The 24613-nt window shown below is 39.1% G+C and carries 23 protein-coding genes; 5 read left to right on the top strand and 18 right to left on the bottom strand.

The features are described 5' to 3' along the window. Positions 1-106: 106 nt before the first annotated feature. Complete coding sequence (locus tag AAG807_RS15395) at positions 107-2284, top strand: T9SS type A sorting domain-containing protein (RefSeq protein WP_341905798.1); 2178 nt, start codon at positions 107-109, stop codon at positions 2282-2284. 87 nt (positions 2285-2371) lie between these two features. Here the strand turns inward: AAG807_RS15395 and AAG807_RS15390 are convergent, their stop codons facing one another. The 7 genes from AAG807_RS15390 to AAG807_RS15360 form a co-directional block, all read right to left on the bottom strand. Further along, on the bottom strand, positions 2372-2770 hold the full coding sequence (locus AAG807_RS15390; RefSeq protein WP_341905797.1) for a hypothetical protein: 399 nt from the start codon (positions 2768-2770) through the stop codon (positions 2372-2374). A gap of 361 nt (positions 2771-3131) precedes the next feature. Next, positions 3132-3752, bottom strand: coding sequence for a response regulator transcription factor (locus AAG807_RS15385; RefSeq protein ID WP_341905794.1), 621 nt, complete (start codon positions 3750-3752; stop codon positions 3132-3134). Then, positions 3749-5743 (bottom strand): tetratricopeptide repeat protein, encoded by a 1995-nt coding sequence (locus AAG807_RS15380; RefSeq protein WP_341905791.1) that lies wholly within the window; start codon positions 5741-5743, stop codon positions 3749-3751. The genes AAG807_RS15385 and AAG807_RS15380 overlap by 4 nt, the downstream gene beginning before the upstream one ends. 515 nt (positions 5744-6258) lie before the next feature. Further along, positions 6259-6678 (bottom strand): hypothetical protein, encoded by a 420-nt coding sequence (locus AAG807_RS15375; RefSeq protein WP_341905788.1) that lies wholly within the window; start codon positions 6676-6678, stop codon positions 6259-6261. A gap of 275 nt (positions 6679-6953) precedes the next feature. Continuing rightward, positions 6954-7700 carry a response regulator transcription factor gene (locus tag AAG807_RS15370; protein WP_341905786.1) on the bottom strand — a complete coding sequence of 249 codons (747 nt, stop codon included), beginning with the start codon at positions 7698-7700 and terminating at the stop codon, positions 6954-6956. Further along, positions 7687-9411, bottom strand: coding sequence for a tetratricopeptide repeat-containing sensor histidine kinase (locus AAG807_RS15365; RefSeq protein ID WP_341905783.1), 1725 nt, complete (start codon positions 9409-9411; stop codon positions 7687-7689). The genes AAG807_RS15370 and AAG807_RS15365 overlap by 14 nt, the downstream gene beginning before the upstream one ends. A gap of 47 nt (positions 9412-9458) precedes the next feature. Beyond that, entirely contained in the window at positions 9459-9929 is a 471-nt protein-coding gene (locus AAG807_RS15360) for a hypothetical protein (RefSeq protein WP_341905780.1), read from the bottom strand. 505 nt (positions 9930-10434) lie between these two features. Between AAG807_RS15360 and AAG807_RS15355 the strand changes: the two genes are divergently transcribed. The 3 genes from AAG807_RS15355 (at position 10435) to AAG807_RS15345 (ending at position 13041) form a co-directional block, all read left to right on the top strand. Next, a complete protein-coding gene (locus tag AAG807_RS15355) occupies positions 10435-11235 on the top strand; it encodes a tetratricopeptide repeat protein (protein WP_341905777.1) in 801 nt (266 codons plus the stop codon). Between the two features lie 81 nt (positions 11236-11316). After that, a complete protein-coding gene (locus AAG807_RS15350) occupies positions 11317-11676 on the top strand; it encodes a hypothetical protein (RefSeq protein WP_341905774.1) in 360 nt (119 codons plus the stop codon). A gap of 774 nt (positions 11677-12450) precedes the next feature. Continuing rightward, a complete protein-coding gene (locus AAG807_RS15345; protein WP_341905771.1) occupies positions 12451-13041 on the top strand; it encodes an HD domain-containing protein in 591 nt (196 codons plus the stop codon). Between the two features lie 87 nt (positions 13042-13128). Here AAG807_RS15345 and AAG807_RS15340 read toward each other — a convergent pair whose 3' ends face one another. The 4 genes from AAG807_RS15340 to AAG807_RS15325 all read right to left on the bottom strand — a co-directional run bounded on the left by AAG807_RS15340 (position 13129) and on the right by AAG807_RS15325 (position 16536). Next, positions 13129-13953, bottom strand: a complete 825-nt coding sequence (locus AAG807_RS15340; RefSeq protein ID WP_341905770.1) for an AraC family transcriptional regulator — start codon at positions 13951-13953, stop codon at positions 13129-13131. A 23-nt stretch (positions 13954-13976) separates the two neighbouring features. After that, a complete protein-coding gene (locus AAG807_RS15335) occupies positions 13977-14978 on the bottom strand; it encodes an SDR family NAD(P)-dependent oxidoreductase (protein WP_341905767.1) in 1002 nt (333 codons plus the stop codon). A 134-nt stretch (positions 14979-15112) separates the two neighbouring features. Then, entirely contained in the window at positions 15113-16081 is a 969-nt protein-coding gene (locus AAG807_RS15330; RefSeq protein WP_341905765.1) for an alpha/beta hydrolase, read from the bottom strand. An 8-nt stretch (positions 16082-16089) separates the two neighbouring features. Further along, entirely contained in the window at positions 16090-16536 is a 447-nt protein-coding gene (locus tag AAG807_RS15325; RefSeq protein WP_341905761.1) for a nuclear transport factor 2 family protein, read from the bottom strand. Between the two features lie 155 nt (positions 16537-16691). On the opposite strand from AAG807_RS15325, the gene AAG807_RS15320 reads away from it, so the two are divergent. Then, entirely contained in the window at positions 16692-16832 is a 141-nt protein-coding gene (locus AAG807_RS15320) for an HD domain-containing protein (RefSeq protein WP_341905756.1), read from the top strand. 210 nt (positions 16833-17042) lie between these two features. On the opposite strand, the gene AAG807_RS15315 is transcribed toward AAG807_RS15320, so the two are convergent. From AAG807_RS15315 to AAG807_RS15285, 7 genes are all read right to left on the bottom strand, one after another. Next, complete coding sequence (locus AAG807_RS15315; RefSeq protein WP_341905754.1) at positions 17043-17714, bottom strand: hypothetical protein; 672 nt, start codon at positions 17712-17714, stop codon at positions 17043-17045. Between the two features lie 153 nt (positions 17715-17867). Further along, positions 17868-18059, bottom strand: a complete 192-nt coding sequence (locus tag AAG807_RS15310; protein WP_341905752.1) for a cold shock domain-containing protein — start codon at positions 18057-18059, stop codon at positions 17868-17870. A gap of 238 nt (positions 18060-18297) precedes the next feature. Then, positions 18298-18723: a DUF1801 domain-containing protein gene (locus AAG807_RS15305; protein ID WP_341905749.1), complete on the bottom strand. Its 426-nt coding sequence runs from the start codon at positions 18721-18723 to the stop codon at positions 18298-18300. Positions 18724-18798: 75 nt separating this feature from the next. Further along, complete coding sequence (locus AAG807_RS15300; protein WP_341905746.1) at positions 18799-19491, bottom strand: hypothetical protein; 693 nt, start codon at positions 19489-19491, stop codon at positions 18799-18801. 121 nt (positions 19492-19612) lie between these two features. Beyond that, entirely contained in the window at positions 19613-20416 is an 804-nt protein-coding gene (locus AAG807_RS15295) for a LytTR family DNA-binding domain-containing protein (protein ID WP_341905744.1), read from the bottom strand. 313 nt (positions 20417-20729) lie between these two features. Then, positions 20730-21539, bottom strand: coding sequence for a DUF4249 family protein (locus AAG807_RS15290; protein WP_341905742.1), 810 nt, complete (start codon positions 21537-21539; stop codon positions 20730-20732). Next, positions 21539-24544, bottom strand: coding sequence for a TonB-dependent receptor (locus AAG807_RS15285; protein ID WP_341905739.1), 3006 nt, complete (start codon positions 24542-24544; stop codon positions 21539-21541). The genes AAG807_RS15290 and AAG807_RS15285 overlap by 1 nt, the downstream gene beginning before the upstream one ends. Positions 24545-24613 lie beyond the last annotated feature (69 nt).

Genomic DNA, 24613 nt, shown 5'->3' with positions numbered 1-24613 from the left:
TCACTACTAAGGATTAACCCTTGTTTACTACCTAGGGTTACCCCCTGATCTATCCTTTCCCGCTATTTGCGCCCTTCAAAGACCTAGCTTTGTACAAAATCTAAATATGAGAAAAAATTACTTTATTTTCAGTTTGCTCGCAAGCATGCTGATCACATTCAACGGTTATTCCCAAACCTATTCGAGTTATGGAAGTACGCCATCAAATGATGACTATAACCCTATAGACTACTCCAACGACACGATGTATTACACCTTCAACTCCCTTATCAATGGAGCATACGAAGATGCAACACTGACTATTGATGGTAGCGGTTATTTTTATCAGGGGAGTTCGTACAAGGTTTTCGGTCCGGGATCTGTTTTACTTGGTACTTTTACTAATCCGAATAATTCCAATTGTAATCCATTCACATCTAGCATCACCATCCCAATGGCGGATATTAATTCGTACACCGGAAGTGTAGTCTATAAATTTGTGAAGCAAGGAACTGTATATCCTTATTGCAATGAGAATAGATTACGTGCTAAACTTCAATACAACTACTGTACGACAGGTATCCCTGCTCAACATGCCAATTTCTCATTTACAGACAATGTGTTTTGTCAATCACAAACGCCAATGAACTTGGTTGGTTCACCAACAGGAGGAGTTTTTTCAGGTAGTGGTGTAACAGGTGGTGTGCTTGATCCATCCACCCTATCTTATGGAATCTACTATATTACATACACACTTACCGAGGCAAACGGATGTTATACTCAAGACAGTGCAAGCTTTACCATTTTTGAAAACCCTGCCGACGAATCCATGATTACCTGTCAGAATATGGGTACAACAATCAATACGGGGAACATTTCAACCGTATACGCAAACGATTTAAGTCTATCCAATATGATTGGAATCGGAACAAATGTGACCTTGAATCCGTTTACATCCAGCCCAACGGATGTATACAGTGCTGTGGTATCTAACCCGTTCTATTATGTGATCAATTCATTTGACACAACGAATCATCAGGTGGTAGATCACGATTTAATCAGTGGTGATGACCGCGGAGGAATTGCCGTTACAGCAAACTACGTTTACATTGTCGGAGATAATGCAACTGCCCGATTTGATCTGGATTTGCAAGATGGTATCGACTTACCTAAACGCGATGGAATCTTTACTGACCTGGCACAATTGAAAATCTACACCCTTTACAATACAATGGCTCCACATACGCCTAACAGTGACAACCTAGATGGATTCACGATGAATTCCTTACGTGCATTGAACGAAGATTTATCATTAGGTACTGAAATTATCATGTTATCACAACCTGTTACAGTTGGAGTTCAGGATCAAGCTGTTATACTTGCCGGATACAATGAATTGATTGTTGGAACTGCTTATGGAAATTACGACTTTTACCACATCTCTATTTTGAACGGATTGGTTACACCACTGGGACAAGATAGTTTAAGCGTGAGTGGCTCTGAGAATTGGGCTGATTGGGGTATGTCAGGTTTTGACGGTACTGATCGTCATGCATATTACAGAGATGATAACGATTCCATTGTTGATTATAATTTCACTACTGATACTGCAATAACCATCTTTGGAATTTCAGATTTTTCAGATATGGCTAGTTTTATCACTCACCCGGTAAACCACCGTTTTTACGGACATTATGAAGGTGGAACTACTACTTTTGGTGGAGATGAGGAAACCTTATTTTACTTCCAAATTTCGGACTCAGCAGCACGATTAGCTGCAACCCCGACAAACTATGCTTGTCCGAATAAAATCACTTTTACATTCAACACACTTGATTTAGGAGCAGATACAACGGTTTGTTCCGGAGATGGATTGTATATCATTCCGGGAGGTTTTGGTTATAGTTCATATACCTGGAATGGTGTAAACAACAATTTCAATTCCTATGCAGTACAAAGTTCCGGTGAAGTTGTACTATCAGTAGTAGACAATGCAAATTGTACGCTTACGGATAGTGTGAACGTAACTATTGCACCGTGTACGACAGGATTGGATGAATTGGATGCTACTTCCATGATGATCTACCCGGTTCCGAATAACGGAACGTTCCAAATTTCATTTGGTACATTAAGCAGTGAAGCGCAAATCACGATTGTGGATGCTCAAGGAAAACAAATTGCAGCAAGAACAGTTGCTCAAGGAGAAACAACTGTTGACATGAACCTGGAGGTTCAACCTGGAATTTACTTCGTTCGTTTGGTTTCTGAAAACGGAACTTCTCAGCGCGCAGTAAGTATCCAATAAAAATATATATTTCCAAAAAAGGCTGGTTTGAATCTTCAAACCAGCCTTTTTTTTGCTTATCCAAGTGTCAATTGCTCCCTTGATTGATCACTTGGTGATATATAGTGTTTCGCGCTTGGTACCACACAGGAAATAATAGGTTCCTGCAGGCCACGATTCTGTTTCAATCAATTGGGTTCCGAGGATGGATCCTGAATAGACTTCTTCTCCTTGAGTATTGACCAATTGAAATGGCATTACCCTGGAGGCACCCAGAATCTCCACCATCAGGTAATTCGAATTTGCATTATTATAGAGATGCATGGTAACTGCACTTTCCCGATCTGCTTCAGCTGTTCTGAGAAGTCCTTCATCTTCGTAAACGAACGGAGTAACCAATCCTGTTTCCTGAACCAACATCCGCATCGGAATGAGCCCGTATTTTTGAGCGAAAATAAACGTGTTACTGATTATTAAGACCAAACTGATTGAAATAAAACGTGCCATACTACTTGATTTTAAATGATGAACTATTCCAGCTTCGGTATTTCGGATAGACAACAACTATACCATGCCAAAAGAAGTTTCATTTTGGAGATGGGAGATCACTACTAAATCCGTTTTTTATTCCTCCGCCCCCTTACAATGGAATAAGTGAAAACCTTGTATTTGTTACACTTATGGATTCCAAAAACACTTTTTTGATCATTCATGCAGCTCAAGGAAAAGGCGCTTGATTGAACCGGATAATTGGTGAGAGACACCAAATAACATTCAAAATGAAATCCATTCTTTTCAATTTGAAAATATCATCACAAAAAAAGCCCAACCATTCGATTGGACTTCCTTTTTTTACTAATGATTTTTTTTATTCCACCCCATTCATCATCGCCCATTTGAGCAAGACGTTCTTTTCTTTCGGTAATCCTAATTTTTCGATGATATTGGTCCGATGACCCTCGATGGTTTTTTCGGATAAAAACAGCATTTCAGCAATCTGCTTACTCGTTTTTTGCTGAGCAATCAATTCGATGATCTTACGCTCGGAAAAGGTCAATTTATCCAATTCACTTGTTCCTGTTTCACGCACAGTGATCAAATCATTCAATAAGGAATCGCTTACATATTGGTTTCCTTTTGCCACTTCAGCCAGACAGTTTTTCAGTTCAACCTGTGCGTGTTCTTTCAAAATGTAGCCATACACTCCGTATTCTTTGGATTTGTTGTAAATGGTCATTTCGTTGTGCATTGTCAGGAGAATAACCTTTGTTTTCAACTTCAATTCCTGCACTTTTTTAGCAACATCCAATCCATCCAATGCGGGCATATTGATGTCCAAAACTGCGATATCCGGCAAACGAAGCTGGATGATATTCAAAGCAGAAACCCCATTCGCGCAGGTTGCTATTACCTTATAACCATAAGATTCAACGAAACTTTGGGTTCCCTGAAGCGTAAAAGGGTGATCGTCTGCAATTACAATAGTCATTTTGTTTTCTTTATGTCAATAGTGATAATGGTTCCATTCTTGTCGGAATGAATCTTTGCCAAGCCTCCGATAGCTTTGCTTCTTTCGATGATATTATATAACCCGAAGGCATCCTTTCCGGATAGTATCTCACTCACGTTAAAACCTTGTCCGTTGTCTTTGATCTGGATCATCAAACCTTCTGCATTCTCCCGGATGATGATTTTCGCGGCTACGGCTTTTGCATATTTGATGATATTCGAAAGGGCTTCCTGTATGATCCGATAAACCTGCAATTCATCTGAAACAGATAAGCCCCCGTTATAATCGATATCGGAAGTCACCATCAATTGATTGACGGATTGCGCCCGATCCAGGAGTTGGTTAACACTCGCTGACAATCCCACTTTTTCAAACATTACCGGATGCAGGTTTCTGCTGATACTGCGGATATCCTTGATAATCGAATCGATCTTCTCTCCAGCGGAAATCGGGTTTCCACTCATCGAATGTTTCAGGTTCAATAATTCATGACTCACACTGTCGTGCAAATCACTGGCAATACGTCTGCGCTCTTCTTCCGTTTTATCTAGTAATTGCTTGGTATACCGACGTGCGCGTTTACTTTCCGACCTTGCTTTTTTCTGTTTTTGTCTTGAAAAAACAATAAACAGGACCAAAATAAATCCCATTAAGAGAGCCATCAACAGGGCAATGGTTATTCTTCCATTTGAAATCGTTTCTTTCTGAAGAGCAATTTGTTGTTCCTTGCGTTTTGTTTCATAAAGTTTATTCAACTCCATGGTTTTTGTAATTATCTTCTGATCGCTGATCTTATTTTCAGCGCGTTTCAGTTTTTCCGAAAACAGATATGCTTTTTGGTAATCCTTACTCATCACCGCATTATCTTTCAATACCTGAGCAAAGGCTATCTGATTTTGATAATCTTCCTGTTCTTCAACTGCATAAAATGCTTTTTCAATCAACCCGATATCCTTGATCCCTTCTCCTGCTTTAATCTCGTAATTTGCCAAAGCAATGTTGTAATCGGCATCTGAAGCAACGGAATTCAAGGTATCCACAAGCTGCTTCATATCAAAAAGAACTGCTTTTGCTTCCGAATTACGGCCTTCATGCACTAATAAATCGACATAAAAAGAGGAAAGTCCTACTTCAAGCGATTCATCCGGAACCTTACTTTTAATAAACAAATGATAGGTCGAATCGATCAGGTCATATTGTTTGGGATGATTCATTTCCTGATAAAGGATGATCTTATTGTGCAATGAGATCATCATATTTCCTGTATCCTTTGCGTGTTTGTAATCCGACATTGCTTTGTCAAAATACCCCTCCGCTTCCGTGTAATTTTTAGAGTACAGGCTCACCAAAGCCATGTTGTCGTAGATTCCACCCCGACCGGTATAATTATCTGTCTGATTGAACAATGCCAATGCTTTCGAATTGTATCGAAGAGCTTGTTCATGCTCCCCCATTGCAAAATAGCAAAAAGCCATATCGCCATATCCGTGGGCAACTTCCACACAGGTATTGTAATCAAATGGCTTGTATGCAACTAATTTCCGGAAGTATTGAATGGCCTTCCGGTAGTTCGTTTGATTGATATAATAATTCCCTATGTAGGATTCAACAAACAAGGTTTTATCCCAGGGAAGTTTTTGTTCATAGCGTTTTTGAAAGGAGTGAATGGTATCCAATGTACTTTTCTGAAAAAAGGAGAAATACATTTCAAGTTCCGTCAATTCTCCGAGTGCTATTGCCGCTTTGTCATAGCGTTTGAGCTTTAATTGTTCGGCATAATAATTTTGGAAGGTTGGATAGTACTTTTTGTCGTGGAAGTGTGTTCTTTCCAAAAGCCATGCACATTTCTCATCCAATTTTTCAGTAGAAGGTTTATGATAAACAATCTTAGTGGTCAGTTTCTTGCAGGCTCCAACTAGAAACGCAAACAGAAACAATCCAGTAAAAAGCTTTATCAACCGATTATTCATTCAATGAGAATTTGAACTATAAAAATACCTGTTTGAAATGGATCATTAACTGTTTCTACAAAAAAACGAGGGTTTCCCCTTAGAGATTAAAATCGTCGAATAACAGACATTTGTGATTCGAATTCGCAGTATTGAAAAATGACACTAAGAAATTCGTAATAATTTGATTTACAAAGAAATAAACTGATAACCCAAATAACTACTCTACTACTTTTAGCGTAAGAGAAAAACCTCCGTCGGCCGACGGAGGTTTTTTTATTTCTGGAAAAAATGGGTGTCCTAAAAAATCCCCTATCTGATGATAGGGGATTCATTTTGCTTTACACACATCCTTTATTGTAGAACTATTTTTTCTGATGGATGCACTCTTACGCTAGAGAAAGCAAAATATTCTAATTTCTTCGAGTCTTAAAAAAGCAGAGGCCGCTACTGCCTCTGCTCTGTCAAGTTACGATTAGGCGCTGTTTCAGTGTTTGTTTCAGTGAATAGAGGTATTTGTGTATAGTGGGGAATTTTCACATTGTGGCTTTTTCATTATTTATTTCAAGTTGTAACATGTTAATAGCACTTTTCAACTGGTGGATATATGTTCTGCTGGGGAATAAATCTATAATGGATTCCGGAAAATCCGCAGGTATGTCCATCCCATTGGCGTAGTGTAAATACAATACGTAATAGTTCTTTAAATATTCATTTTGAATCGCGATACACGTATTTATCGTATTCATCCGGTTCGCTATTTCAGTCATCAGCAACTGTTTATATGACCTATCCGGAAACTGATCCAAATGCTTTTGCGGAAAATCGAACCGCAATATTTCTCCTTGTGAAAAATGCCAGTACAACTCAAAATAACAACCCAAAACACGAATTTCAGAAAGAACCATTTTGGATTCCGGAATTGGTGAAAGGCTTATATCTGCGAATTTTTCCATCTTTTCTTCCTTTTAGTCAGCATCAATTAACAACCCTGCTGTTGACTTATACAAGTATAGGGGTCTTGACTAAAGGATTTCGACCGAATGTTATGAAATCCGGTTTTGATGTCATGAAAAAGTAAAAATGAAGCATGAGATAACATTTCAACAATTAAAGCACATTCCTATTTACCACAAACCCCTACGAATTCTTGTCCGGACAAGTGCGCATATGTGGGAAAGCAGAAAGTATTCTATCGTAAGAATAACTTAGATGCAGAGAATGGAACTACTTATTTGATAATCTTGAATTGGTTCAGAACGTCCTTGTAATGGTCGCTGATAGGAACGATTGATTTATTACTCATGACCAATAATCCATCCGAAGGCTGGATCTCTTCGATCTCATGGGCATTTACGATGTGATTCCGGTGTACACGATGAAACCTGGATGAATCCAGCAGGTTGGTGATCTTGGCCAATGAAATTTGAATGACAAACTTTTCAGGGCCTGCAAAAATGGAGCAATAGCGCTCTTCCACTTCAATATGGATGATATCTGAGACTGCAACTTTCTTCAGTGCATCCTTTTTCTTGATGAACAGGAAATCCGAACTGATCACCGTGTCCTCCTCGTCGCCTTGAAAAATATCCGGTTGGTCGTAGAATTTCTCAATGGCCATTTCCAAGGCATAGAGCACTTCCAAAGGATTGAAAGGTTTCAATAAAAAACTATACGGTTTGGTCAGTCTTGCCCGCTCGAAGATGGTTCTATCCGTGGAACTGGTCAGAAACACAAAAGGTCTGGCAGATTCCGGAACGTTGTTCAGGGTTTCGGCAAAGGTTATTCCTTCCGGGATTCCATTCAGGAAAATATCAATGACCACGATATCCACTTTGTTTGCATAAAACAGTTGCAATGCTTCCTGATGAGACCGGGCAACACCAACCACTTCGAATTGACTGGAGGTTAATGTACCGATCAATTTATCACTTTCAGCAACTGTATCTTCAACAATGAGTATCTTAATTTTTTCCATCACCAACTTTCTTCAGGGTGACAATCATTCTTGTCCCTTCCTCTTTCCGACTCCAAATATCCAACTTCCCATCGTTTTTTGCTAACATTGACTTGCATAAATTCATTCCCAATCCGGATCCAATCTCCTTTTCGTGGTCTTTTTTGGTTAATTGAGGTGAATCACTTAGCAACTTGAGTCGTGTTTCTTCGGACATTCCTTTCCCGTTATCCTCCCAATTGAAACAAACCGATTGCTCATCCTCCTTTTCCAGGCTTGCGGTGATCTTTGATCCGGGATTTGAAAACTTGATGCTGTTATCCATGAAATTCCGCAGTACGATCTTGAGTGATTCCGCATCCACAAATACTTTTACCGATCTGGGAACCGTGTTTTCAAATGTCATCTCTTTCTGATTCAAGACTCCTTTAAAATTGTACGCCACCTGATCGATCAACATACTCAAGCGGTGTTCTTCCGGTTTGAAATAGCCCCCTTCTGTTTGTAACAAAGCCCAATTCAACAAATTGTCGAGCATGTTGTAGGTATTGGTTGCAATCACGCTATTTTCTTCCAATTGCATTTCCAAACTTCCATATTCCTGCTTTTCAACACTGTCTTTCAACTTGTTATTACTCGCGCTCAATGCATGAACAGAAGACCTCAAATCATGACTGACAATCGAGAACAACTGATCCTTCGTTGCATTTAACAGATCCAGTTCCTGTTTTTGATGCAGGATCACGCGTGAACGCAGCACATTTTGGCGGTAAAAGTAAATTCCAAAAATCAAGATCACACCAAGCAAGATTGCTGCTATGAGATAGGTCGTTACCTTTGCTTGTTCCAGTTTGTTTTCGGTTTCCAATAAATCTACCTGTTGCTGTTTATTTGCAACTGCAAGTCTTTTTTCAATCTGCGCAACTTCGTAGATTTTGTTTTGGTCGCTCAATGAGTCGTTCCAACTTTCGTATTCCTTCCGATAGGCTAATGCTACATCAAACCGTTTTCTATTTTCTTCAATCACAGCCATATTTTGCGCGGTGAGAAGTTTTAAATCATAGGAACCGAATTTCTTCGAAAGAAGGTACGCTTTCTCGTAGTAGGCAATTGCTTTTTCGTCCTGGTATTGCTCGTAATAAACACTCCCCAAATCCATGTAAGAACCAATAAGTCCGACGCTGTCTTTTCTTTCAGTAATCTTTTTAACAGCATTGATAAGGTACTTTTCAGCATTCAGATAATTCCCTAAATGCAAATAGCAAACCCCCGTATTATGCACTAAAGCATCGAGTCGGATCATTCGAATGTTTTTCTGATTGGTTGTATCAATGCTCTTAAACAAGGATAGCGACTGCTCGTATTTTTCATTTGAGAGCATGATTCCACCTTTATTGAACCGAACCATCGTATAAAACTCAAAGTCTTTTCGAACCCGATCAAATTCTTTTAATGCATATTTGAGAATTCCCTTTTTATGGAATGCTTCTGCCCGGTAATAATGAACATAATCGAGCAGTGGCTGTTTCTTTAGCTGTTGCAACAATTTCCCGGTATTCACCAAAACAGAATCCCATTTTTCCTTCCGAACAAACTGAACGGTTCTTTCAAAAGATTCCGAATCAAAGGCTTTCGCTAAGCGCTCTGCTTTGGAGTCGAGTAATTCATTGCTTTTATCTCTTAATGCAAATACGTTCGAAGCAATCAAAAAAAGTGTCCCGAATAGAGACACTTTTTTCAGGTTTATAACTATTTTTAAAATGTTCATTCGTTCAAACCTCACGACCCTGTTACTCTAACACTATTCAATGTTCCTCGTGAAGTTTTCGGACCAGCTGTATTAACCACCATGGTCATTACATTTAAAATCGCTCCTAATTCGATCGGGGTACCACTGGCATCCGTCGCACACGCTTTAAACTTAGCATTCACTTGTTTTGTCTGACTGCTGGACTCGGAACTATAAACTGCATAAAACTGCAACTCATATGGTTCATGATCATCAAAGTACTGCTTGATGGATACCTGACTAGCAGTTAAATCTGCCGGAATCATGAATGACATTAACACGGTTAATTGCGTTGTAGACGCTGAATAAGCCGCATCAACATTGAATGTATCTGCCAAATACGGTCCTGAAGCAGGAAGAATCGGTAGCATAACAGGTTGAACTGTGTAATTCTGGATTGCTCCTAGTGAATTTTCAGCTTCTTTCGTTTCTTTGGTTTCCTTCGGTTCTTTCGCATCCATAAAAAGTTGTATTTAGTTTAAACAAAGAGTTAGTTCCTCAAATATCCTTTTTTTTAAGCAAAGAAGAAAGAAGTTCTTTTGAAAAGATGGAATATTTAAATTTCTGTTCATTTGAAACAAAAGCTTTCTAAATAGCTAAATATATTTCGTTAAGTCATTGACACCTGAATTTATCCTATTCACTCAAATTTCAGTATCGTTAAACACTTTTTGTTACCATGGAGGATTAAAAGTAGGTAATTTAGCAGCCTCGAAAGGGTTTATAGCGTTAACAGACTCCTTCTAGATTACAACTTATCCAAACAAATTCTTGTTCGGTTAAAGCAAAAAGTCACGATTCCCCATCGAATTGTGGCTTTTTCTTTTTGACAGTGCTTCCAAAAAATGAATCTTCCTGATGTAAAAACTATTTTCTCAGAATCGTGAAATCGAATACCAATTTTCACTATTTTCAAGGTCTGATTCCCATCAAGATTGACAGAAACCATCAAACCAACTTTGCAACATGAACCCGATTCCCTTTTTAATCCTTTTCTTGTTTTCTTTCACCCTTCATGCTCAGCCTGAGTTTTCGAAGAAGGCCTTGGATTCTTATTGGAAAGACGCGTATCCGGAAGCGATCAAATTGGCTACGCAGGCTATCGAATTAAACAAAAACGATTGTGAGGCTTTTTTTGTACGGGGCGCTTCCTACAAGGAATTGGATGACCTTGCTTTGGCGATGAACGATTTACTCGTTGCCGTGAAGTGCGATTCAAGCAATTACAAAGGGGTTTCTGCCCTTGCAGAAGTATACGCTCTCTATGGTGATTTGGAGATGGCGATCCGAACTTACTCCAAGTCAATCGAACTGAACAAGAGCTATTATGTCAATTACCTCGATCGGGCGCTTTGCAAAAAGGAATCGGGTAAATACGATGAAGCTGCGCAGGATCTGCGAATAGCTCTGAGTCTCGATTCAACGGACCAGGAAGTGTTTGGTCTGATGGGAGAAGTTCATGTGCTCCTGAAAAAGTATGAGGAAGCGGTGATCTATTTGAAAAAATCGGTCGAATTGTCTCCAAACAGCATCAATAATTCGATGTTGGGGATCGCCCAGGCAAATTTCGGCAAGTACACGGATGCAATTGATTCGTTTACAAGAGCGCTCGAATTCAAGGAAGCGAATAAGGCCGGACTTCATGTGTATATCGGTCAGATGTACATGTATTTAGAAAAAAAGACGGAAGCATGTCAGGAATTTGAGACAGGATTTAAGCTGGGAGATATGGAAGGCTTGGAATTTCAGAAGAAGTATTGTAAGTGACGAATAACAGGCACATGCGAATACTCACGACAGCTGCGGAAAAATAGACTAATGCTAAAAAACAGTAATCAATAAAAAAATATGTCTTCAATAGCAAAAAGTATTTTACTGATCTTAATGACATTGTTAGTTTCATGTTGGCAACAAAAGGAACAGAAAGAACAAAAATTTAACAAAGAAATTTGGAACGAGATAGATGGAAGCTATAACATTAGAGAGCCAATGGTGAATGATGTCATGGAAAATCACCTTTACATTGGAATGAAATATGCTGATGTTATAAACTTGCTGGGAGATTCAACTACGAAAATGGACAAAAATCACAAAATTTATTACGAGGTGTATTATGACTTCCATACTGAATTGAATAAAGGTTTAAGTATTCAATTTACAAAGGACTCCTTGGTGAAATCATTTAAAAAAGTGGAATGGACTAATTAAGGGTGCTGTCTCAATTTCAATGATCCCTCTCTAAAAGAATCGGGACAAGCACTGGCGCTAACTTTGTTGAATATCCAATTAAAGCAGCAAAAAATTGATCTTAAAAAGTGAACGATTGATAACCATGGAGACAGAAAAAAAAGAGCTAAAGGAAAAACTTCCGGTTAAAAGGAAAAGGTTCACTTATTTGGGTATCCTGATAGTGCTTTCATTTTTGTCTATTCGGATTAGCGGATATAATGTTAGTTCTTCAGACTCCCTATTCTTCTTAGTAGCTCAAACAATTAAGAATTCAATCGTGAATAAGGAATTTTTTTTAATAGAGATTGCACTACTGATTCTATTCGAAATACTTGTTTTTGTTTTATTGATCCTAAAAAAAAGGAGGGGATTTGCTTTAATAACGATTCTATTACTCTGGGCTTATATTTACATTCATTTCAACTGGGTGTTCGACAATCAGTTGTTTCTATTAAGTTCATTACCTTTTCTTTTGTTTTCGTTGGCTTTTTTAGTTTTGGTGTTGCATACTATCTGGCAACAGTCGCGCTAGCTGTGTGAGGAATAACCGGCATGAGCTTTAAGCAGGCTTCAGCTTTGGGGATCTAGTATTCAGAGGGTGTCTTATTAAAAGCCACACCAACTGTTCATATTCAATATCGGTAGGATTGAAAACAGTGTGAGTTTGGGCGCGAGTATTGAGAAGAAAAACTCCTCTTCCCTACCAATTCCTCCAATTGAATTACCTTTGTCCCAATACAAAATTCATCCGATATGACTCCGGAAAACTTATTGAAACAGATCGATTTCATCAAAGAAATTGACAAGCTCAAATACATTCAGCGAAAAACAAAACTGTTCAATAGCGACCGGAATGAAAACGATGCGGAACACAGCTGGCACCTGGCCTTGATGGCAATTGTACTGACGGAACATTCCAATAAATCCATCGACCTGTTGAAAGTGATCAAAATGGTGCTGATCCACGACATCGTGGAAATTGACGCCGGAGACACCTTTATCTACGATACTCAAAAGAACCATTCCAACACGGATGAGGAACGCCTGGCTGCAAAGCGTATTTTCGGCTTACTTCCAACTGCCCAGGCAGAAGAGTTGATCGCAATCTGGGAGGAATTCGAAGCCGGAGAAACGGACGAAGCGAAATTCGCCAAAGCCATGGACCGATTGGAACCCTTGCTTCAAAACACCTCGAACGAAGGTGGTACCTGGACCGAATTTGATGTCAGCTATGAAAAAGTCCATCAAAAAAAGAGTGTCATTAAAGAAGGCTCCGCACAAATCTGGGATTTTGCCGAACAACTGATCAATGAAAGTGTGGAGAACGGGATTTTGAAGAAATAATAATCAGCTGCCAGCATAAAAAAAGAGGCTACCTAAATTAGACAGCCTCTTCAAGAAATTATTGGGATTCTTAGTCTTGTATAAAGACTAGCGTCCGGTAGATCGTTGTTCAATTAATACCGAAGGTGAGTAACCGTATTGCTTTTTAAATGCAAAAGAGAAGTGGGACAGATTTTCAAAACCAACTTCAAAATAAACATCAACAGGTTTCTTTTTCTTCTCAACAAATTGATAATATGCAAGCTCCAATCGTTTTTCCGTAAGCCACTTCTGAGGGGTGAGATTAAAAGCTTTCTGGAAATCACGCTTGAAGGTTGTTAAACTCCTGCCTGTCAAATAAGCAAACTTTTCCAATGGCATGTTGAACATGTAGTTTTTTTCCATGAAAGTACCAAGGTCAATCTTGCCAGGCTCTTCAAAGTTTGCCAATAGGCCATCTACACTTTTGTCAATCACTCTAAGAATGCTAATTGCTTCAGTGATTTTCAAAGACGCAATATCTTCCGGAAATGTTCCCTCCAAATCAAAATATGGGATGAGGGAAGTAAGACAACTTTCGAGCAAGGGATGATTGTTGAAGCGAAGAATTTTCCTGATTGAAACACCTTTTTGGTCAACATTCAGATCGGAATAAAAATTCTTTAATCTACTCGTTGACAGGTGCATTGCTACCGATTTATGGGGCAACCCATCCTTTGGATCCAGAATGATTGTTGCCATCTGATTCCTGGGGATTAAAAAAATGTCTCCCGGATTAAACAAATAGGTCGCCTCCGCTTTTACAATTTTTGTTTCCCCTGATATAAACCAAATCAACATGTGATGATCAAACAGGACCTCGGTTGTGCAGAGCTTTTCGCTATAAGAGGATAATTTAATCTCAGGTGTAATATATTTTGTTTGAAAGCCCATTCTGTATATGTTTAATAAAAATACTAATTAACCTTGAATGTAACACCTGTCATTTTCTCACTCAACTCCCATAATTTTTTTGCATTGCTCTGCTCCAATGAATAGGATAAAACACCGTTGTAAGATTCGGAATCCTCAAGTAAATTCAGCGTCGCAATATCTGCATCTTCGCAGTAAACTCCCCCAAGGTCATTCAGTTTAGGACTAGTAGCACACCAAACGGTAGTAGCTGCGCCTTGTGAAATGGTTTTGAGCGTTGCCTCCACTTCCGGACGAATAGAATTATCTTCTCCCAAGATTCCCATTTGTTTAAATAGCTCTTGGGAAGCCTCCCTTGCCAAATCAGTACCTCCAACCGAACCAGGATGAACAGAATACGAGCGAACATGAAACTCCTTTGAAAGGTTGTCCAATTCCACAGTAAATAAATTAATAGCTGTTTTTGATTGACCATAACCAAGCAGTGTTTCATATTCACGATGATTAAAGTTCGGATCCTCGAAATGAAAAGCTGAATAGTGGTGACCGTAAGAAGATACATTTATAATGCGTGCACCCTTCGCCACTTTTAAAGCAGGCCAGAGACGCGCCGTTAATTGAAAATGCCCTAGGTAATTGGTTGCTAATTGCGACTCAAAACCGCGATCATCCTTCCTGTAAGGCACCCACATGATGCCCGCATTGTTAATCAGAAAATGCAGTGGATTCCCTGTTGAAATGAATTTTTCCGCAAACGAGTCAATAGATATCGGATCCATAAGGTCCATTTGATCAATTTGTACGTTTTCAATACCATTCAGGCTCTTCCGTGCTTTTTCTATGTCTCTTGCAAGTACGATAACAGTTGCACCCGCCTTTGCCAATACTCTGGTGGTTTCCAAACCGACACCGGAGTTCCCTCCGGTTATGATAGCAATCTTACCTGTCAGATCGATTCCTTTGATTACTTCACTCGCAGTAGATTTTCCATTAAATCCTGAACCTATTGGTTTCTGCAATGCACCCTGATAGTTATTTGTTTCCATTTATTTATTTTTTTAAAAGAATTTTTAGTTGATATCAGATAATGACTGTACCACCGATAACCGGTATCCATACTTCGTATTTGGACCTTTTCCATAATCTTTATAGAAATAACATCAATAGTACAGTCATCGAATTATTTTGAGTAAATGTATCTGTCGACATGCTCTCGATACGAGTTCAATAGGAATGACCAAGCCTCTTTGCTAATCTCCAACTTAGGAAAGACTACATCAAAGGCATGGAAGCATCCTTTAAAAAGTCTAAATGTGACAGGAATATTAGCCTTATTTAGATTGTCAACATATTGAATTGTTTCATCCCTGAAAGGTTCCAGATCCCCGACAAACGTAATTGTTGGCGGTAAATGTGAAAAGTCTTTTGCTCTCGCTGGTGAAGCATAGGGAGGAATAACCGCACGTTGTTTGATTAAATCACTTAGATATGCGGACCATCCCAAATTGTTTGATTTTGAGCTCCAACCGGGAGAGTCATTGTCCCTGGCTGATTCGGTATTTTGACGATCATCTAACATGGGATAAATGGGCATTTGAAACGCAATTTTCACCTCATTGGTATCAGTGGCTTTTAAACTCACGGCAGCGGCTAAACCACCTCCTGCACTGTGACCGGCAACAATCAGTTTGTCTGGAACAATCCCCAACTCTTTCACATTCTCATTCATCCACAACAGGCTATCATAACAATCATTAAAAGCTGCCGGGTACGGTGCTGAAAGGGCTTTTCTGTAGTCTGGCGCTACAATAACACAAGGTTTTGCATCAATGAAATTTTTAATAATTGCTAAGTAATCTTCGGGATTTCCCATCAACATCCCACCTCCATGTATATAAAGCATTCCCGGTAAATTTTCAACGGAATTTAAAGGTTTGAATATCCGGACCCTGATATCCGGACCGCCATTTCCACTTTGGATAAATTTTTCTTCACAGTGCAAACCATCGATCTTTTTCCCTCTTGATCTGGCACTATTCGAATTGAGCAATCGCACTCCTGTTTTATTCATTAGTAATCTTGCCGAAAACTTCAACATCCAATAGCTTGGTTGAAGTTCTTTGTTTAACATATCTTTTCTTACTTGCATGATTTCTGTTATTTAGAGCTTATTAAATCTGATAATCCATTTGGAAAAAATGCTTGTACAAATGGTATTGTATTTAGGAACTCTTTATGGCAAAGTATTTTCCCGTCTCTGGAAGTCAGATGTCCCATGTAATGTTGTTTGTAGGCTCTCTCATTTACTAAAATTGCTTCGCTTTCGTACTCTGCTACAACTTCTGTTGGGGTTTCTAAAACCACCTTGATATTGGTAAAATGAAAGTTTGGTGCATTTTGAATAAGGTTAGCCATGGTAGCTTCTATTGCTGATTTACCTACAATTTTTGAAGACATACCAAATGACTCCACATACGGTGCATCGATATATCCATTCTCTTCAAAAAATGAAGCCGTGACTTTTGGATCGCCCGCACTTACGCTGCTTAAATACTCTTTTAATAAGATCGACGCTGTTTTTGTATTTTCAATTGTTGTTTCCATTTTGATTTGTTTTAACTGATAATTAATTAAAATTGTTTTAGTTGATTCCGGTAATCTTCTGAGACAAAGGTAAAGGGCAAAAATCCGTTTAACTTTGTTTTAAAGTCCGAATTTGCTTTGTTCAAAAGACCAAATACATTCAGTGAAAAACAAAATTGTTTAACAGCAACCGGAATGAAAACGATGCGGAACACAGCTGGCATATGGCTTTGATGTCAGCTATGAAAAAGTCCATCAAAAAAAGAGCATTATTAAAGAAGGCTCCGCACAAATCTGGGATTTTGCCGAACAACTGATCAATGAAAGTGTGGAGAACGGGATTTTGAAGAAAGAGTGATTGTAACAAATTGTCGTTTCGTAGTATTATAGTTCAATCCATTGCTCCCACTGCTTCACAAAGACAAACGCTGGAAGAAATACGTAAAGATATTGGATGAAAACACGAAAAAAGGATGGGAATAAGGTGAGAAATCAAACATATCCTGAACTTCTATCAAATGAACGGATCAATGACAAATTTTAGTTTTTAATACTCCTTCCTCATAGGTTTCTGTACAGGTTACATTCCCGGAAGTATCATAATACACCCATTTTCCGTCTTTTTTACCATTAATCCAAGATTCAACTCGTTTCTTCCTGAAATTGTTTCCACTCACACACTGATTCTTTATCTCATCAATGGTGTAATAGTAGGTTGCAAACTTAAATTCACCCAGACTATCATACAACTCAGCGGCAGTGCCAAAATATTCCATATCCTGATCATGACTTGGATCAATGATCACTAAACCATTTCTTTCGACATATAGTGTGTCACTTCTCTGACTGTTTTCCTTTTTTCTATAATACTTGTCCATGCACGAACGAAAAAGTGTGTTTGCCAAAACCTGATCTTTGTTATCAGCCAGACTTTTATGATAAACATCCATGCATTCATCCGGAAATTCTGCTACGAACCAACTTAATTCCGTGCTATCATCGCAGCTGAGAAGTATCATTTGTCGTTTACGATCGAGCACATATTCTTCTTTGAAAAGACACTCTTTTGCAGAAAGAGTCATGGCAGGTCTTATGAAGGATTCCCTTTTTGCTACTGAATCGATAATGCCACGCCTTAAGATTTGTGTAAATCCTACAGTGCCTGTAAATGCAAAATAAAGAAAAATCAGGGTTTTCATAATTGGTTCTAACTATCCGTCTATCAATAAGGATTTCTCTCAAATGTAGCATTTTCCGTCAGACATGAAATTCGATTGGTTGAATTCAAGCTAGTTGCTAAAAAAAAGAGGCTGCCTAAATTAGACAGCCTCTTCAAGAAATTATTGGGATTCTTAGTTCGCTACGGATACATTGATCGCGTTCAAACCATTTCTTCCGTTTTCTGTGTCGTAAGTTACGTTGTCATTTTCACGGATATCTTCATTCAAACCTGTAGCATGTACAAAAATGTCCTGATCGTTTTCTCCTTTGATAAATCCGAAGCCTTTTGCGTCGTTGAAGAATTTTACTGTTCCTTTATTCATATTCTTAGTCTTGTGTCCCTTATTAATTTGGAACTATTTATTATAATCAATTCTGATCCGCACGTACTTCGTTCGGATTTTTTTAAGGAAAACGTTTAAATTAATTGGAGTGTAAAAATGACTTTACAGTCTGATTGAGATAACAATCTTCTATTGAATTACGTGCAAGGTACAACTAATTTCCTTTGTTTCAGCAATTTATTTTATTTATTATGGATTCTCCACCAATAAAAGCAGTTTAGGAGCTTGCCTCCACCCCGTAGCAAATTGCGGCTTCAAGTACATCCAGGTTGATATCACTCATCTTTTTGAATTTGATGCAGTATCCGGTTACACTCGCCTTCCCTATTTCCTTTCCATACGTTTCAGCCAGGTATTTCTTATCCTCGATCCCCAAAATATAAACCGAGATTCCGGTAGTATTTGCGCTCAACCCAATCTGATAAAATTCCCTGGTCTTGCCGTCCGAATAAGTGATCGTTTGAAGTCCGTATCCGATATTGGGATTGGAAACCACTTTCCCACTGCTGTCCTTGCCATCCATAAACCAGGTCTTACATCCCGGCATCACTCCCAGAATGAAACGGTGCAATGTTTCCATGTCAGTCCGTTTCTGTTCCGATTGACTGTTGATATAGTCTGTGATCTGTTCTTCTACGTTCATATAGCGAATGTTGTTATCTATAGTATCAAACCGGAAGTTCATTCCATTCGACAGGCTGAACTAAATTATAAAAATTCAGTAAGAAATCGCAATCCGCTCACCCTGCTTATTCAATAGCTTGATCTTCGGATCGGCGGCAGCATTTGTAATCTGATCCCGTGGACCAATGTGGTAAATTGCAAACATCTTACTGATCCCTCCCAGGTTGATTTTCTTTTCCATTGCATCCACCAACAACCAAACGGGAACAAAGGCCCAATCAAGATCTTTTTGTGTTGCTATTGTATCCGAAGTTTCAGTATCTCCTGAAATAAAGATCTTCTTGTTGTGCCAAGTAATCAGGTAAGAGTAATGATTAAATGAAAAATGGTGCTTCGTATGAATGGGTTCAATAGTAAAATCTTTTAATTCCTTGTTGAGATTTTTCAGCTTTTCAGCATTCCTCGGAGTAAAGATCTGACCATCCAACTTTTTCGATAATTTCCGTACCAATCTTCCTGAAAAATGATCTGAATGCCGGTGCGTATAGATGAAAACAGGGTGATTCTTTACACTGTCCAACTCAGATAAATTGTATTCCGAATAATGGTGTGCTCCCGATTTATACGGGAAATCAAAGTAGATATTTGAAGTTCCATCCGTCATATAGAGACCACAGTTTCCGATAAACCGAACGGTTATGTTATTGGTTTGGCCATAACCGAAATTCAAGAATAAAATCAGTGCGAAATTCAGAACGACGAATTTCAATTTGTTGTTGTTTTGCATATATCTAGTGCTTTAAATGAGGTTTCAAAATAAATGCTAAATCCGGCGTCATTCAATTAAAAGTGATGAAATGCATCCTTTTTTTGACCACTCGATAAGCTACTACCACCCGATTCTGATTCTACAACTGAACCAACCTGTTTTTTATCTGCTTGTAATATGTTTTGGATAGCGGAATCGTCTTTTCACCATGGATAAAAGAGATTTTCGCACTTTGTGAATTCCCGATGATTTCCTTAACGGAAGTCATGTTGACCAAGTAGGATCGGTGGCATTTCTCCAAAAAAGGAATTTGCTGGTAAACATTGGAAAGCGTCTGACGGAATGTCCTGGAAACAACTTGGTCCTGCTCATCCAAAAAATGAATCTCGACATAGTTCTCGAACGCTTTGATGAATAGCAGGTTCCCTTTTTCCAAACTCAGAACTTCATTCTTATTTTCTCCTGTCAGAAGAACCGAATTGATGGGAAGTGGAACGATGCGCTCGCCAAATTGCTGTCTCAGATAAAGCATCACAGGAGCAAAAACCGGAATCATCAGTAGTACGATGTTCTTCAAATAAAGCAAATGAGATGTGATGGAATAGGTTCCTTGATTGATCATTAGTCCGTTGTATAGGTAAAGAACCGATCCTGCAACGATGAAAAATAAAATGGTAGAAGCGATTTCATGAGAAACCAACCAAACTTTCCGGACCTTGAGATACCACAGGTTTTCAAAGCTGCTAAAAATGACAAAAACAAAGAAGATCAGGATCCCGAAACCGGAAAGTACCAGTATTTTATGATCCGAATGGTATTGATCGGTATCGAAAGGCTCCACAAAAATAATGACGAAGGACAAAAAAAGGAATAAGATAAACCCAACCAGCACTTTCCGTTTCGGAGCTGCCGTGAAATGTATTTGTCGGTTTAAAAATGTCACTCTGCTTGGAGTTTGCGGTGGCAAAAATAATCATTTTCTCTTCTATCGAAGATTGTTCAAGTGATTCTTTGTGAAAAACGCCATGGCTTGCACAAGATTGGAGTGATTTACCCCTTCTGAGGTATTCTGACACTCATATTAAAGAAAAAGAGCATTCAACTTGCGTCAAATACTCTTTTCCTTTTTTGGACCTACCACCATAAAACTCGAACCAATTCGAAGGGACAAAATCAATTAGTCAACCTACATCTTAAAATAATTGTAACAAATTTCAATCCTATCTAAAAACGGTTTTATTCGAGCAGATCCTTATTTACTCGGTCACTTCTACGTATAATGTGTCTGAATTCAATCCGGTAAAAATTCCATAGCCATTGATTATACTGGTGGAAGGATTCGATAAATTCTGAGAACTTGTACTATTGCTGTCGTATAATGTGGCATAGTCAGGGAGCACATGATAAAGGATAATGCGATGCGTTCCGTAATACTGAAATTCCATTGCCCTGATTTCCTCCACGCCCAGTTTTGTAGGGGATTTACGGAATAGGTTTCCCGGCGGATCATTGTCTCCGAAATCTCGGATCGGATCAAGAACTGATTCAATATTTTCGACCAGAATGAGATAATAAGATCCATCGGTATTCGACCAATTGATCTGGATCGGATCGGGTTGTGAACCTTGTGAGGGAGGACCTGATGTGGTGTCCAACTTCGCAATGGCGATTTCCGTAGCAGATTGAGTCATGTTCTGTGGCTTTGAAGGAATGTAGGTGTAAGCAGAAACGAATTTCGAATTGAAATGGAACGAAACACTGTAATTTTCTCCTTCGTTAACAATAATCGAACTATCGATATATACCCCATTTCCCAATGCAGTAAGCAGATGGGTACCTCCGTTATAGCTAACGGTCAGAATCAGATTATTAATATCATCCGCTGAATATTGGACATTTCCGGCAAACGGAATCTGTCTTTTAACCTTTACCGTAAGGTAATCACCCGGTTCAAGATATGCTTCTATGATTGGAGTATCGGTAAATTCGGATACTTCCGACTTTTCACAGGAAACCTGAGACAGAAGTGCCAGGCAAGAGAAAATAACAAAAAACAGTTTTTTCATTAGCGAAGTTTTAGTGAAAGCGTAACATTTGGAGTAAATCCGAGGTAATTGACATTGGTTTCAATGACCTCCCCGTCTTCTATGGAGTATTGTTTGTACCAGGTATTTATCCGGTTATAAAGATTGAAAACTGAAAAACCAACGTACCCGATCTCTCTTCGTTTCTTATCCCCTTTTGTACCACCCAATAATTTGTAATTGACCGCAATATCACAACGATGGTAATCGGGAAGACGCAAACCGTTTTTGGAAGTAACCGTAAAGAAATCCTGTGTCGACCCATCCAGCAGCGAAACGGTGTAGGCTCCTGATGGCGCAGTATAAGGTCTTCCTGTGGCATAGATCCAGGTGACCGAAAAATCCCATCGTTTGTATTTGTACAGAAGCACGGCTTTAAACTCATGGGTCACATCCTGATTTGCCGAATAATACGAGTCTGAATAGACATCAAACTTATTCCGGGCTTGTCCTAGTGTATAACTAACCCAACCGTTTAATTTTCCTGATTTCTTTTGCACCAGGAATTCCATTCCCTTTGAATATCCGCTCCCCGTGAAAAAATTCTCATCATAACTCACCCCACCCGGACTGGCATTGAATCGAAGGGAGTATTCCGTGATGTCGCTGATCTGCTTGTAGTAAGCTTCCGTGCTGAAAAGGTAATTGGGCGTTTCATAAGACAACCCTCCGATGTAGTGGATTGCGGAACTTACCGGAACTGTATTTCCATCCGACAACAACCAGAAATCCTTACTTCCGGAAAGAATATCCTCACGCGTTACCCGGTTGGCAAACTGGTAGTATTTCCCGGTTGCTCCTTTGAGTGTCAACTTATCCGTAAGACTGACAGTAATTGTAGCCCGTGGCTCATAGTAGAATTGTTTGGTCGTTTCAAAATAGCTCGCACGGATTCCGGGAACAAACTGGATGCGCTCCTTCCAAAATTTGAACTTGTTCTGAAGATAAGTACCGCCTAAAAAAGCCTTATTGTGTTTATCCAATACCGTTGTCGTGTCGTTTTCCGCATAAGTGTAATCGATATCGAAATACGTTCCGAATACACCAAATTGTAGTTGACTGAAATTAAACAAGTTCCATTCATAATCTGATTTGAAGCTATAATCCTTCAGATCGTTATTTTCGAAAATCCCACTGCTGGTAGTTGTTTCCTCACCACTTGAATTCGTCGTAGTTCGTTCCTGGGATCTGTCTCTGTCGCTGTAATAATTGGAATAACTCACAACCGTATTGCCATAAAGTTTCTCACTCCATTTTCTTGACCACTTCAAACTGCTTCCGATATTTCCATATTTGGTAAGATCCGTGGAACTCATACTGAAATTGGAGTTACTACTCCCAAAAGAAGGAGCATCAAAAGAAGAACTGTTATCCAATTTATCAGTCCCATTGAAAATACTCAGGGAAATAATGTCCTTAGTAGTCGGTTTATAGGTGAATTTTCCGTTCAGATCGTAAAAAAAGGAAGTAACTTTTGTTTCCTGCATGCGATTCCCTCCTGGTCCTCCTCCTGTGGCGGATTGTTCACTCGAAGAACTGCTTGAGCTTTTATTGAATTTTTCAAAGATTTTATCGTAAATCGGACCTTTGTAAGATCTTCGGAACGCAATCACCGATGAGAATTTAGTACCCACCGGAATTTCTACAAACACATTCATGCTCAACAAACTGAAATCTCCTCCCAGGTTGAACTTTTTCTGATTCCCCTCCTTTCCTGTGATTTCTGTTACACTGGATAATCTTCCACCAAAACGGGATTCAAACCCGCCTTTAAATAATTGCACATCTTTTAATGCATTGGAGTTGAAAGCACTGAAGAAACCGTATAAATGATCTACGTGATAAACGGTGAACCCATCATAAAGCACCAGATTCTGGTCCGGAGTTCCGCCACGCACATATAAACCCGAAGAAGATTCGTTGGAAGCGCTGACACCGGGCATCAACTGAAAGGAGCGCATCACATCCCGCTCTCCGAGATTAGGAAGTTGCTCCAGTTTTTTAGGAGTCATCTTGATAACACTTACATCTTCTTTATTAGAGAGCACCACATCTTGTCTAACCCCGGTAATGGTCACATTTTGCAACTCCTGAGTAGTTGGCAGAAGCTCAATAACGAAATGCTTTTTGTCGATTACAGGTGACAGAAACAGTTCTGTTTTCTCATATCCGACATAAGTGACAATCAATGTAGACGTATCTGTTGGAATCTGTCGAATGGTAAAGTATCCATCCGCATTGGATGACCCACCGCGTGATGTATTTTTAATTTGAATTGTCGCAAAAGGGAGTGCTTCACCGGTAGAACGGTCTTTGATAATTCCTGAAAGTGTGAAATCAGTTTCACTTGGAGGTCCGAAATAAGTCTTTTTAGCTTTTTGCAAGATTACCATCTCGTCCTTTTTCTCTTCTTCGACATAGAATGTACCATATTTATCTCCTTCATCTGTTTTTACAACTCCGTATGCTTCCTTATCTTCTGTAAAGTTTTCTGTGATTTCGGCATTCGGTGAGAGCGTATTGGTCCGCTCAAAAAGTTGAACGCTTTTGAAGGTTGTGTTTAATCCCAGAGCATCAATATCTGCTTGCCTGATCGCAGGGTCCTGAACCCGCAGGAAAACATTGGAATGACCGTAGGTAAAACCAAAAGTGATCAGGCTTCCAAGTGATTCGAGACATTTCAGCTTATCAAAGCTGTTGCCATCGCGATTCGGCACATATACAAACAGGTAATTGTAGAACTGTGGCAGATCTTTTATACTGTCAACCACAAATAAATCCTGAGGATCTTCGTATTCATCTCCAAGTAAGAAAATGAAAGGACGTCTTACATTCGTGTAGTTATTGTTCGGTGCATAACAAACATAGTTGAAATGGCAGGCATTCCCATCTGAATTAAATGTAAACTCCCGTTGAGCAACCAAAGGTGTTGATCCCACTAAAAGAAAGAATAACAATAAGTGTTTTTTGAGAGTCTGTGCCTGCATTCCTGAATGAGCGTTATTTCAATGAAGGCTCAAAAGTATGATCAAGCTGTTCTTTATCGGTTCAAGAAT

Origin of the sequence: Fluviicola taffensis DSM 16823 (assembly GCF_943372375.1) — a bacterium.
Classification (GTDB): domain Bacteria; phylum Bacteroidota; class Bacteroidia; order Flavobacteriales_D; family Crocinitomicaceae; genus Fluviicola; species Fluviicola taffensis_A.
The sequence above is the reverse complement of the archived record's forward strand: the minus strand, read 5'-3'. Positions and strand labels throughout refer to the sequence as shown.